The following is a 13,252-nucleotide window of genomic DNA, read 5'->3' as shown; positions in this document are numbered from 1 at the left end:
GCCCCCCTTCATGCGTAAGCTAAGTGGGGGAGAGTTCACTAATAGTCTTTATACTCCCTCGTATGTTTGCCTTCCTGTTATCGTATACTTGGTATGGCAGCATTCTTCGTATATCATCGGCTTTACGCTGCTCGGAAAGGGGCCTTATGGGATGAAGCTTAATCTTGAGCCCTATACCCAATGGGAGCCGGGTGTCAGATTTGCCTCGTCCGCCTGCGGACCCTCCACGATGGCTGCGATCACGGAGTACTGGGGCCGGAAGCTGGGGGAGACGGATCTTATCGGCAAGGAGCGTTTCGGCTCGAAGGCGGAGCATATCAATTACTTGTATGGGAGATATGGAGGAAGGCCCTGGGGGATGAGCGCGCGCAATTTCGCCAAGGGGATCAAGGCGTATCTCCGAGCATCCCTTGGAGACGCACCCGCGATTCGGCTGCGAGCTTCAATGATTTTGCCCTGTACAAGGCGGAAATCGACGCGGGCCGGCCGGTGGCGGTGAGTTCGACAGATGGTTCTCCCTGCGCTGGTTCGGGGACTACGCGTACGACTATCACTGGACCGTAGGAATCGGCTATGAGATGACGGAGCCCAGTCCCTGGCTGATTGTCCAGGATAACGGATCGAAACAGGCGAATGGAGCGTTTGCTGCAAGCCGGGAACGCCGGATTGAATACGCTGCACATCGCAAAGTAATTACGATGGTGGCTGTGGATTTGCATCATTTTACAGGAAATCGGGCAATTCTCTTACAAAAAACGGAAATTTAGCAGATTGACACCAGATTGGGCGCATTGTATAATCTCGGGGAATGCAAGAAAAAACGGCTTGCCTGTCCATTCAGAGACCGCATCCGTTATGATAACTAATCGAACGTTTGCTCTGCGCGATCGGGCAGATCGCCAAGAGCGAGAGCATAAAGGAGCCATGATCGATTTGTCGGTACAAGGGGGAAAAGGGGAGCCGATTGATTACGGCGATCCTGCGGTCGTAGGGGGTGTCCCCGTCCATGTTGGCGGCTTTGACGATTTGCCTGGTTACGAGGGCGGCGATTTGGGCGTGAGCTACATGCCGGAGCGCTCCGCGTTCCGGCTATGGGCGCCGACCTCCCGGCAGGCGGAGCTAGTACTGTACGATTCCTGGCAGGGAGAGGCTTCATCCGTTCTGCCGATGACCCACGATATCGGGGGAACCTGGGTATTGACGGTAAAAGGCGATTTGGAAAGCAAATTCTATACGTATCGCGTAGGGTTCGAAGACCGGTGGAACGAAGCGGTCGATCCCTACGCCAGAGCCGTCGGCGTCAACGGCGACCGGGGGGCCATTCTTGATCTGCGAAAGACGGACCCGCTGCGCTGGACCGAAGACAAACCGCCTTTTGACAATCCCGTGGACGCCGTCATCTATGAGCTGCACCTGCGGGACTTATCGATCCATCCGGCCGGGGGCATCCGGCAGAAAGGGAAGTTTACCGGCCTTGCCGAGAGCGGCACACGCGGACCGGAGGGGATTCTTACCGGGCTGGACCATATCGCGGATCTGGGCGTTACCCATGTACAGCTTCAGCCGATTGCCGATTACGCCACGGAAAGCGTGGATGAAACGAAGCTCGATCAGCCGCACTACAATTGGGGCTACGACCCGAAGAACTACAATGTTCCCGAAGGCTCCTATGCGACCGATCCTTACGCTCCGGGGGTCCGGATCAAAGAGCTTAAGTGCCTGATTCAGACGCTGCATGACCGCGGTCTGCGTGTTATCATGGACGTCGTATATAACCATGTTTATGACAGCTTCCGTATGAATCTAACCAAGCTTGTTCCGGGATACTACTTGCGTTATAAAGCGGACGGTACGCTGTCGAACGGATCGGGCTGCGGCAATGACTGCGCTACCGAGCGCAAGATGATGTCCCGTTATATTGCCGATTCCGTGCTGTATTGGGCTGGGGAGTACCATATCGACGGCTTCCGCTTCGATCTGATGGGCCTCATGGACATCGGAACCATGACGGAGATCCGCCGGCGGCTCGATGAGCTGGACCCTTCCATCCTAACGATCGGGGAGGGCTGGGTGATGGACACGGAGCTTGCGCCTTCGCAGCGGGCGAACCAGCAGAACAGCGCTTTGCTGCCAAGGTTCGGGCAGTTTAACGACGGCTTCCGTGACGCGGTTAAGGGAAGCATTTTTCAGCATAACCGCAAAGGCTTCGTCAGCGGAGGAGCCGGAACCGAGAACGGGGTTATGGCCGGAATCGCCGGAGGCATCACTTACGGGCCGGGGATCTGGCAGTTCGCCCAGGAGCCGCAGCAGTCCGTCAACTTTGTGGAATGCCATGACAATCATACGCTGTGGGATAAGCTGCTGCTGTCTACCGAAGGGGCAGCGGACGAGGAACGCCGGGCTATGCACCGGCTTGGTTCCGCAATGGTGCTGACGAGCCAGGGCATTCCGTTTCTGCATGCCGGCCAGGAGTTCATGCGGACGAAGAACGGCATTGAGAACAGCTATAACGGACCGGAAGAAATCAATTGGCTTGATTGGCAGCGGTGCGCTGCCCACCTTGATGATGTTGAATATATGAAGAATTTAATTGCGCTGCGCAAAGAGCATCCGGCGTTCCGGCTGCGGAGCGCGGAGGAAATTCGCCGGGGTCTTTTCTTTGAGCGTACCCCTGGCGGAGCAGTAGCCTATACGCTGCGTAATCACGCAGGAGGAGATTCGGCGAGCCACTTGTACGTGGTTTATAAAGCGAATATAGGAGAGATGTCGCTGGCGCTTCCGAAGCTGGGAGAATGGCAGCCGCTGCTCGGCGGAGAACAAATAGTCCGTCTGACCAAAGAACAGGCCATTATCCGAGGCATCGGAATGACGGTGCTGGCGGTGCCGTGATTGTCCGGACCCCTAGACCCTTTTGGGGTCTTTTTTCTTTGTCAAGAGACTCCCAGGTTGTGCTGCCAGGAATCAAGTGAAATTGATTTAAATTTGAAATTTCTGTGATAATGGCAAAATGATGTTCTCGATTTCAACAAAAGGTGACATTGCTCACGTTCGGATACGGAAAGCGGATGGTACTATGTAGTCACTTATTACTTCTAATTTTAAATGTGGCGGACAACCGTACAGCCGGCGTCAATCGCCCGGTTGCGGCCTGCTGCTTTGCTGCTTTACAGCGTCATACGAACGGGCGCTCGGAAGGGACTGAAGTCCTTGGTGTAAGCGGCACCCTAGAATACATCGCCGGCCGGTCCGGCGGAAATCCAAGAAGACACGGAGGATGACAGGGATGGGTAAATCTACGGGATTTATGGAATATCAGCGTATAACGCCTTCGGAATGCGAAGCGCTGGAGCGGATCAAGAACTGGAATGAGTTTTCGGTACCGATGGATGAGGAGAAGCTGCGCGAGCAGGGTGCGCGCTGTATGGACTGCGGAACGCCTTTTTGCCATGTGGGGCGCCTGCTGTCGGGCATGGCCTCCGGTTGTCCCCTTCATAATCTGATTCCGGAATGGAATGACCTGGTATATAAGGGGAATTGGGAAGTCGCTCTGAAGCGGCTGCATAAGACCAATAACTTCCCTGAATTTACGAGCCGTGTATGTCCTTCGCCTTGTGAGGGCGCTTGTACGGTGGGAATGAACGGCCAGCCCGTGACCATCCGTACCATCGAGAAAGCAATCGTCGACAAAGGCTTCGAAGAAGGCTGGATTCAGCCTCAGCCTCCGCTTGCGCGCACCGGTAAGGCCGTGGCCGTCGTCGGCTCCGGGCCGGCGGGCATGGCCTGCGCAGCGCAGCTTAACAAAGCGGGCCACACGGTCACCGTCTATGAACGGGCCGACCGGATCGGCGGACTGCTGACCTATGGCATCCCGAATATGAAGCTCGACAAGAAGAAGGTACAGCGCCGGGTTGATTTGCTTGAGGCCGAAGGGGTCAACTTTATAACTGGAACGGAAATCGGCAAGGATATTTCGGCTGAGGAACTGAAGGCCCAGTATGATGCGGTTGTGCTCTGCGCGGGTTCGACGAAGACCCGGGATCTTCCGATTGAAGGAAGAGAGCTGTCTGGCATTTACCAGGCGATGGAATTTCTTACCCTGAATACGAAGAGCCTGCTTGATTCGGAGCTTCAGGACGGGGAGTATCTGTCTGCGGCCGGCAAAGATGTTGTCGTAATCGGCGGCGGCGATACCGGCACCGACTGCGTGGCGACCTCCATCCGTCATGGCTGCAAGAGCGTCATCCAACTGGAGATCATGCCGCAAGCGCCGCTCACCCGCCAGCCAAGCAATCCGTGGCCGGAGTTTCCGAAGGTGCTTAAGGTGGACTACGGACAGGTGGAAGCGAAAGCATTGTATCAGGAAGATCCGCGCCGCTATCTTGTATCGACGAAGCGGTTCGCCGGGGATGAGAACGGAAATGTGAAGGAACTGCATACGGTGCGTATCGAATGGGTACGCAGCGAAGATGGCCGTATGGTGCCCAAAGAAGTGCCGGGCAGCGAGGAAGTCATTCCCGCGCAGCTCGTGCTGCTGGCGCTGGGCTTCACCGGGCCGGAAGAGACGCTGGCAAGCCAGCTTGGTCTGGAGCGCGACGAGCGGTCCAACATCAAGGCTGAGTATGGAGTGCATACGACTAATGTGGACGGCGTCTTTGCCGCCGGCGACGTGCGCCGAGGACAGAGCCTTGTCGTGTGGGCGATCAGCGAAGGCCGCCAGGCTGCACGGGAAGTGGACCGTTATCTGATGGGCTCCTCGAATCTGCCTTAAGGCCTAAGCGGCCGCAGACAAGAAGCAAGCGCGGGTAGCAGCAGCGGGGCGTCCGGCTAAGGAGCCGGCCCCCCCTTTTACCGGTATTATTTTCGGGGTCCAGGCACAATATCTGACCAACATCAAGGAAAGGCCTCACTTTGTGGGGCTTTTTGCGTGTCCGAGACATTGGTATAGTGGTAATAGTACATATCCAAAACAGGAAGGGGCGGGAAATGCATGAAGCTGATGTTTATTTCCGATATTCACGGTTCGCTGCACTGGTTAAAGAAGGCGCTGGAGAAGTTTGCTGAGGAGAAGCCGGACGGCCTGGTTATTCTGGGGGATTTCATGTATCACGGTCCCCGCAATCCGCTTCCCGAAGGTTATGATCCTAAGGGCGTGGCACAGGAGCTCAATGCGATCAAGCGGCAGATTACAGCCGTGCGGGGCAACTGCGACTCCGAGGTGGATCAGATGCTGCTCGATTTTCCGATGATGGGGGACTATACGCAAATTCTGTATGAAGGCAGACGTATCTACGTCACGCATGGACATGGCTTCAGCATTGAGAATCTGCCGGAGCTTAGCGAAGGGGATATTTTTATCCAGGGGCATACCCATGTTCCGGTGGCCGACGTCAAGGAAGGCATTTACGTGCTTAACCCTGGCTCCATTTCGCTCCCCAAAGAAAACAATCCCAATTCCTATGGCGTACTTGAGGGCGGAGAGTATACGGTAAAGAGCTTTGCGGGGGAGACGGTAAAGTCGATTCGGATATCCTGATTCGCAAAAAGAATACGCCCGCCGCTGCGGGCATGAATGAAGACCGGGCGCATGCGTCCGGTTTTTTCATCTGACCGATCCACTCCTCTGCCGGAAAATGCCTGATTTCAGCCGTCCAGACGGAATTGAGCCCGGGTTGATAATATTGTATGATGGGTAAGGAATGCCGGGAAAGTGTATTTCAAAGACTAATGTAAAGTGAGCTAAAATGATGAACCCTAAAGCTTTGAATTATAGCATGCCGCCCGAATGGGCGAAGCATGAACGTACGTTTATTTCCTGGCCGGTGCAGGCATCCATGTGCTTTCCGGATGACCATGAATCCGTATGCCAAGGATATGCCGATATCATCCGGGCCATCGCCGAATTTGAGCCGGTGACGGTCGTTGTGGGTCCGGACGAGCAGGAGGAGGTTATGCGCCTGGTTAGCGGGCCCGGAATCACCTTCCTGCCGATTGAGCACAGCGACGCCTGGCTGCGGGATAACGGGCCGACCTTTATCATGAACGGAGACGGGCAGCTTGCCGGTATCAACTGGAAGTTCAACGCCTGGGGCGGCAAATACTCGCCATGGGATCTCGACGACAAGGTTGCTCCGCAAATAATCGAGACGGTGAAGGTTGCCCGGTTCGACGCGCCGATTGTGATGGAAGGAGGTTCCTTTCATACCGACGGTGAAGGGACGCTGATTACGACCGAGGAATGTCTGCTGAATCCGAACCGCAATCCGGGGCTGGGACGTGGAGATATTGAGGAGGCTCTTCGCCAGTACACCGGCGCGGACAAGATTATCTGGCTGAAGCGTGGCCTCAGCGGCGACGAGACCGACGGGCATGTCGATAATATCGCCTGCTTTGCCGCTCCGGGCAAGGTTATCATTCAGGTCTGTGAAGACCCGCAGGACGAGAATTATGCGATCACGGCCGAGAATCTGCATATTCTGGAGAATGCGACAGACGCTAAAGGCAGAAGGCTTGAGATCGTCAAAATCCAGCAGCCGCCACGCGCCGACCATGAGGGAAATCGGTTGACGCTCAGCTATCTGAATTTCTATTTCGTCAACGGCGGGATTATCATGCCTGTATTCGGCGCGGCCGAGAGCGATGCGCTCGCGGAGGAGACGCTAAAGCGTCTGTTCCCGGACCGGCGAATCCGCACGGTGAATGGAATGGCGGTCATCCGTGAGGGCGGTAATGTGCACTGCACGACGCAGCAAATGCCGGCCCCGGAAGTTCATGCATTTCGATTTCAGTCATAGCAAGGAGGAACAAGCTTGAGAAACGTAAAAGTAGCCGCAACGCAGATGAGCTGCTCCGGAAATATTGATGAGAATATTGCCAAGGCCGATAAGCTGGTTCGGGAGGCGGCGGCGCAGGGAGCGCAGATTATTCTGCTCCAGGAGCTGTTCGAGACGCCGTACTTCTGCCAGAAGGAAAAATCGGATTATTATGAGTACGCGACGGAACTGGAACAGAATAAAGCCGTGAACCATTTTAAAGAGGTGGCAAAAGAGCTGAAGATCGTGCTGCCGATCAGCTTCTATGAGAAGAAGAACTATGCGCGCTACAATTCCTTGGCCGTCATTGACGCCGATGGCAGCATCCTTGGAAAATACCGGAAGAGCCATATTCCGGACGGTCCCGGCTACGAGGAGAAATTCTATTTTAATCCTGGGGACACCGGCTTTAAAGTATGGAATACCCGTTACGCCAAAATCGGGGTAGGCGTATGCTGGGATCAATGGTATCCGGAAGCGGCGCGCGTCATGACGCTGATGGGCGCGGAGCTTCTGTTCTATCCGACAGCCATCGGCTCGGAGCCGCAGGACAGCTCCATTGATTCAAAGGATCACTGGCAGATGTGCATGCTTGGCCATGCCGCAGCGAACCTGATTCCCGTTGTGGCCTCCAACCGCATCGGCCGCGAAGAGGACGAGGAATCGAGCATCAATTTCTACGGGTCCTCGTTTATCGCCGGTCCGCAGGGCAACAAGGTCGCCGAGGCCGGACGGGACGAAGAGACGGTGCTGGTAGGCGAGTTCGATTTGGACGCGCTGGAGACCCTCCGGATCGAGTGGGGCATCTTCCGCGACCGCCGTCCGGAACTGTATCGCCTGATCGCTTCCTATGACGGGGATCTGACTTTTTAACAAAATTTCACAGATTTTTATACCAGGGCACTGAACAAGATATTACACTCTTGGCAGTGCTTTTTTTTGAAAGATAAATTGTTACAAACTTCCGATAATATGTGATGTAACATAACATCATGAGGAAATGATAATTGTCATCCGCACTTTAATCTGTTAAAATCTCTTTGTATTAATAGATAATTTCTCAGGGGGATTGAGAGAGTGGAGACCAGAAAAGAGACGAAGACCCGAAATAAATGGATTTTGTCAGCTTTAATCGCAATCTTGGTATTGGCTATAGCGGGCTGCGGATCGGATAAGGCAAATAATTCAAGCAATACAGGCAGCACAAATTCCGGCAGCAACGCCGCAGAAACAAACGCCCCGGAAACAGTCGTTAAGTTCGCAAGTGACGCTATTTATGCGCCAATGGAATACATGGACAAGGATACGATCAAGGGCTTTGACATCGACTTTATCGCTGCGGTTATGGAAGAAGCAGGAATGAAATACGAGGTGGTAAATACCGGCTGGGATACGATGCTTCAGAGCGTACAGCAGGGCACGGAATATCAGGCAGGCCTGTCTGCTGTGTCCATTACCGATGAGCGCAAGCAGACTTATGATTTCTCTGTTCCTTACTTTGAATCGACCAATATGATTATGGTTAAGGAAGGCAGTGACATCAAGAGCGCGCTGGACCTGAAGGACAAGACGGTTGCCGTACAGACCGCCACTACCGCCGATGAGCTGATGAGCAAGATTATGGGAGTGGGCAACACGAAGCTGAAGCGCTTTGACAGCAACGCGGTAGCGATGATGGAGCTGGACAACGGCGGCGCGGACGCGGTCGTGGCCGATATCGCGATTATTCGCGAGTATATCAAGAACAACCCGAAAATGAAGCTGGTCGGCATCAAGGATACGCCGAATTTCGGCTCCGAGTATTACGGTATTCTGTTTCCGAAGGGCAGCGAGCTGAAAGCAAAGCTTGATCCGGCGATCCAAAAGGTAATTGAGAACGGCAAGTACGAGGAAATCTACAAGAAATGGTTCGGAGAAGCTCCCGATCTGACTAATTTGAAGAATGCGAAGTAAGCGGTGCAAGGCGACAAGCATGCGTAATGAACACTATTGCGCGTGCTTGTTTTTTTGACAGAGAAGCTACGGGGAACGGCGGCATGCCGTCGACCGGCGAAAAGAAGAGAAGGGGAAGAGAAGGATGGATTTCAATTTCGACATCATTTGGGGGTACTTGCCATTATTTTTACGGGGAACCTTGTATACGATCGGTTTTTCAATCGCCTCCATTGTTCTGGGGTCCATACTCGGACTAGGTATCGGATTCGGCAGAATGCTGAAGAACCCGCTTTGGCGCTGGCCTTTTGATGTTTATGTCAATATCTTTCGGGGTACTCCGCTGTACGTACAGATTCTGATCGTGCATTTTGGGCTGGTGCCTCTCTTTTACGGAAGCACGAACGCGCTGATTTCCGGCGTTGTCGCGCTGTCGCTCAATTCGGCGGCCTATGCGGCGGAAATCTTCCGGGCGGGCATTCAGTCGGTTGATTCCGGCCAGCGGGAGGCGGCGCTGTCCCTGGGAATGACGAGGCGGCAGTCGATGCGGTTTGTAGTGCTGCCGCAGGCCATCAAGCGAATGGTGCCGGCTTTCGGCAATGAGTTCATCGTGCTGGTCAAGGATTCTTCGCTGCTCGCGCTCGTCGCGGCACCGGAAATCATGTACTGGGGCAATACGATGAAAGGCCAGTATATGCGGATTTGGGAGCCGTATTTGACGGCGGCGGTTATTTATTTCATTCTCACCTATTCGCTGAACAAGCTGCTGGCCTATATCGAACGGAGGATGTAAAAAGCTATGGAACCGATTATTTCAGTCAGACATCTTCGTAAGTCGTTTGGAAGCCATACGGTGCTTGGCGATGTCAGCATCGACATTAACAGCCGGGAGGTTGTCGTCGTAATCGGGCCTTCGGGCTCGGGCAAATCGACCTTTCTCCGCTGTCTGAACCTGCTGGAGCAGCCGCAGGGAGGCGAGATCGTGATCGAGGGCGTGAACCTGATGGACAAGAAGACGCGGATCAACGAGGTCCGGACAGAGGTCGGGATGGTGTTCCAGCAGTTCAATCTGTTTCCGCACAAAAAGGTGATCGAGAATATTATGCTGGCGCCGATTCAGGTTCGCAAATGGCCGGAGGAGCAGGCCCGCCACAAGGCGCTGGAGCTGCTGAAAAAAGTCGGGCTCGCCGAAAAGGCCGAGGTATATCCCGCTTCCCTGTCCGGCGGACAGGCCCAGCGCGTAGCTATTGCCAGAGCGCTGGCCATGGAGCCGAAAATAATGCTGTTCGATGAGCCGACATCGGCGCTCGACCCGGAGATGGTTGGCGAGGTGCTGGCCGTCATGAAGGACCTGGCCCGTGAGGGGATGACGATGGTCGTCGTCACGCATGAGATGGGCTTTGCGCGCGAGGTGGGCGACCGGGTGCTGTTCATGGAGCAGGGCGCCATTGTGGAAGAAGGGCCGCCTGAGGCGCTGTTTGGAAATCCGCAGCATGTGCGGACCCGGGAATTTTTGTCGAAGGTACTGTAGGCGGCGGGGATTTCCCGCCTCTTTTTTTGTGCGCGGGAGGGACCCGCAGCATTGCTGCTATATGCTCCGCTAACGAAAGCCGGAAACTTCGGGAACCGGGGAAAATGGTTGTCCGCCATATGAAACATATTCCATTTCTAAGCGTATGACTTTGTATATGCATTTTTCGAAAGTGAGGGATCACGCTTGGCTGGAATTCATTTGGCAAAGGGCCAGAACATCGATCTGACCAAAGGCAATTCGGGTCTGAAGAACGTGATCGTCGGTCTGGGCTGGGACCCAGCAGAGGATAAGGAATTGTCCGGCTCCAGGCAGAAGGCCAATATCGACTGCGACGCCTCGGCCCTGCTGCTGAATGCCGACGGGAAATTGACGAAGAGGGCCAATCTGGTCTGCTTCCATAACATGCGGAGCTCTTGTAATTCGGTCGTTCATTCCGGTGATAATCTGACCGGCGATGATGACGGGGATGATGAGCAAATCAGGGTGAATCTGGATGCGGTCCCATCCGATGTGCATCGGATTCTGATTGTCGTCAATATCTACGACGCAGTGGACCGCGGACAGGATTTCGGCATGATCAAGTCGGCGTATATTCGTGTGAAGAATGCTTCAGGCGGGGCCGAGCTGGTGAAGTATAACCTGTCGGACAACTACTCCGGGTTCACCGCCCTGATCAGCGGAGAGCTGTACAGGCACGAATCGGAGTGGAAATTTGCGGCGATCGGCGAAGGCAGCCACGCGGCGCATATCAGTCAGTTGGCCGAGCGGTATGTATAACCTGGGATGCGAACAAATAATAAAATGATTTTACCGGAGGCAAGTGAAGATGGAAGGGTTATCAAACTTTTTTAGGAGCATGAGCGACAGCTATAGTCATTTTTTCTCATGGCATGATGTAATGGCTACGTTGTCGGACCCCGTAAGCTGGGGCATTATCGCAAGTCTGGTCCTGCTTGAAGGTCTGCTCTCGGCGGACAATGCGCTCGTGCTTGCTGTAATGGTCAAGCATTTGCCCAAAGAGCAGCAGAAGAAGGCACTCTTTTACGGGATTCTGGGAGCTTATCTATTCCGTTTCTTAGCCATCGGCCTTGGAACTTATCTGATCGAGTTCACATTGGTTAAGGTGCTTGGCGCCCTTTATCTCTTCTACATCGCCTATAAAGGAATCTTCAAGGGCGGCGGGAACGAAAAGGTAGAAAATAAGGGAGCCTCTTTCTGGAGAACGGTGCTGCTCGTTGAGCTGATGGACATTGCCTTCAGTATCGACAGCGTCATCGCCGCCTTCGGCCTCAGCAGCGAAGTATGGGTGCTGTTCATGGGCGGTATTCTGGGCGTGCTGATGATGCGCGGCGTAGCGCAGATTTTCCTTAAGCTGATCGAGAAATTCCCCGAACTGGAGCAAATGGCTTTCCTGCTGATTGCCATTATTGCCGGTAAAATGCTGGCCGGCGCTTTCGGATACGAAATGCCCCATGTTATCTTTTTTGCCGTCATTATCGCTGTCTTTGTCGGAACAATTCTGTACAGCGCAAGCCGTAAGCAGAGTGAAGCGAAGAACGAAGTCCGCCATTAAACAGCCGGTCCCCGATATGCAGACGCTGAAGCAGCCGCGGCAGACCATAGGCTGGCAGCTTTCTGAACCGGGACAACCCCCTTTGGAAAATTGCCAGGCTTGTCCGATTTGATCGGGCAGGTCTTTTTTTCATGCCGCTTCAATCATAATCCCTCTCTCCCGCTCATACATTGCCACAGGGCGCGGCAAATACGGGGGAGGGGCTGTCTTATGATCCTGGGGGGCCTGATTCTCATGCTTCTTGTGGCGGCAAGCAGCAAAAAGGCGGAAGGAATCGCCGAGCTTAATAACGACAGGAATTCCTAACAGTAGAGATTATTCGCCAATCTTCGAGCTTTGCTGTTTCAAGCGTTTTTTTGCGGTTTATTGGGTATAATAAGCCCTAAGCTCACGTTATCCCAAAGGCTGCTGAAAATACGACACCCACGGAGGAACTATGGAGAATGAAGCCCTATTAAAAGTCGAGCAGTTGGCGCTCAAGAAGCAAAAGGTATACCGCAACAGTATATTCCGCTACATTGCCCGCGCGATGCTGGCCAGTATGTTTATCGGGTTCGGGGTTATCGTGGCATTTAAAACCGGAAACTTTTTTTACATGGAGCATTCTCCAATGACCTATCCGATGGCTGCCGTCACATTTGGAGCCGCTATCATTCTTATTTCCTATGGTGGGGGCGACTTGTTTACCGGCGATACCTTCTACTACACCTATGCGGCGCTCCGCAAGAAGATGCAGTGGACGGATGTCGGACGGATGTGGGTGTGGAGCTACATAGGGAACATTTTAGGTGCAACGGCGTTTGCGCTGCTCATCTATTTGACCGGTCTATTCTATGATCCGAATGTAAACGGGTTCCTGCTTAATGTCGTTGCCCATAAAATGGAGGCTCCGGCGATCCAGCTGTTCTGGCGGGCGGTCCTTTGTAACTGGCTCGTTTGTCTCGCTTTTTTCGTGCCAATGTCGATGAAGTCCGACGGCGCCAAATTGTTCGCGATGGTGTTGTTTGTATTCTGCTTCTTTATTTCGGGCTATGAACACAGTATTGCCAATATGTGTACGTTCGCGATTGCGCTTGTGCTGGATCACCCCGGAACGATCTCCTGGGGCGGTGTCGTGCACAACCTGGTTCCAGTCACCCTCGGCAATTTGATTGGCGGCGGCGTGCTGATGGGCGTCATGTATTTTTATGTGAACAAGCCTTTCCTGGACGATGAATCGCATTGAAAGTAGGGACGGGAAGCTCGCGGTCTGCACGCTGCGGGTTTCCATAACAAGAAAGATCTCTCCAACGAACCTCTTAATCATGTTTCGAATTTGTAGCTTTAGTCAGCATAAAGAATCCGAAGTTGTATACAAACCGATAAAAGGAATGGTAAACTCACTTTTGGGTCGTCCCCTATGTT

13 protein-coding genes are annotated in these 13,252 nt (G+C 53.8%); all 13 read left to right on the top strand.

Annotated elements, in window-relative coordinates:
• A partial coding sequence (locus L691_RS0118010) for a hypothetical protein (RefSeq protein ID WP_232229213.1) occupies positions 1–499 on the top strand: 499 nt, incomplete at its 5' end.
• 79 nt (positions 500–578) lie between these two features.
• Positions 579–767, top strand: a complete 189-nt coding sequence (locus L691_RS0118005; RefSeq protein ID WP_025691808.1) for a hypothetical protein — start codon at positions 579–581, stop codon at positions 765–767.
• Positions 768–933: 166 nt separating this feature from the next.
• Positions 934–2,889 (top strand): type I pullulanase, encoded by a 1,956-nt coding sequence (gene pulA / locus L691_RS0118000; RefSeq protein ID WP_025691807.1) that lies wholly within the window; start codon positions 934–936, stop codon positions 2,887–2,889.
• Positions 2,890–3,283: 394 nt separating this feature from the next.
• A complete protein-coding gene (locus L691_RS0117995; RefSeq protein ID WP_025691806.1) occupies positions 3,284–4,768 on the top strand; it encodes a glutamate synthase subunit beta in 1,485 nt (494 codons plus the stop codon).
• Between the two features lie 219 nt (positions 4,769–4,987).
• Positions 4,988–5,533: a phosphodiesterase gene (gene yfcE, locus L691_RS0117990; protein WP_025691805.1), complete on the top strand. Its 546-nt coding sequence runs from the start codon at positions 4,988–4,990 to the stop codon at positions 5,531–5,533.
• Positions 5,534–5,744: 211 nt separating this feature from the next.
• Positions 5,745–6,791, top strand: a complete 1,047-nt coding sequence (locus tag L691_RS0117985) for an agmatine deiminase family protein (protein ID WP_025691804.1) — start codon at positions 5,745–5,747, stop codon at positions 6,789–6,791.
• Between the two features lie 15 nt (positions 6,792–6,806).
• Positions 6,807–7,682, top strand: coding sequence for an N-carbamoylputrescine amidase (aguB, locus tag L691_RS0117980; RefSeq protein ID WP_025691803.1), 876 nt, complete (start codon positions 6,807–6,809; stop codon positions 7,680–7,682).
• Positions 7,683–7,886: 204 nt separating this feature from the next.
• Entirely contained in the window at positions 7,887–8,762 is an 876-nt protein-coding gene (locus L691_RS0117975) for a basic amino acid ABC transporter substrate-binding protein (protein WP_025691802.1), read from the top strand.
• Between the two features lie 124 nt (positions 8,763–8,886).
• Positions 8,887–9,534, top strand: coding sequence for an amino acid ABC transporter permease (locus L691_RS0117970; RefSeq protein WP_025691801.1), 648 nt, complete (start codon positions 8,887–8,889; stop codon positions 9,532–9,534).
• A gap of 15 nt (positions 9,535–9,549) precedes the next feature.
• Positions 9,550–10,272 (top strand): amino acid ABC transporter ATP-binding protein, encoded by a 723-nt coding sequence (locus tag L691_RS0117965; protein ID WP_025691800.1) that lies wholly within the window; start codon positions 9,550–9,552, stop codon positions 10,270–10,272.
• A gap of 186 nt (positions 10,273–10,458) precedes the next feature.
• A complete protein-coding gene (locus L691_RS0117960) occupies positions 10,459–11,052 on the top strand; it encodes a TerD family protein (protein WP_025691799.1) in 594 nt (197 codons plus the stop codon).
• Positions 11,053–11,101: 49 nt separating this feature from the next.
• Positions 11,102–11,848: a TerC family protein gene (locus tag L691_RS0117955; RefSeq protein ID WP_025691798.1), complete on the top strand. Its 747-nt coding sequence runs from the start codon at positions 11,102–11,104 to the stop codon at positions 11,846–11,848.
• A 436-nt stretch (positions 11,849–12,284) separates the two neighbouring features.
• Positions 12,285–13,073: a formate/nitrite transporter family protein gene (locus L691_RS0117940; RefSeq protein ID WP_025691797.1), complete on the top strand. Its 789-nt coding sequence runs from the start codon at positions 12,285–12,287 to the stop codon at positions 13,071–13,073.
• The last annotated feature ends 179 nt before the right edge of the window (positions 13,074–13,252 follow it).

The organism is Paenibacillus zanthoxyli JH29 (assembly GCF_000520715.1).
In the GTDB taxonomy this organism is placed as follows: Bacteria; Bacillota; Bacilli; order Paenibacillales; family Paenibacillaceae; genus Paenibacillus_AQ; species Paenibacillus_AQ zanthoxyli.
This window is presented reverse-complemented; position numbering and strand designations above follow the sequence as displayed.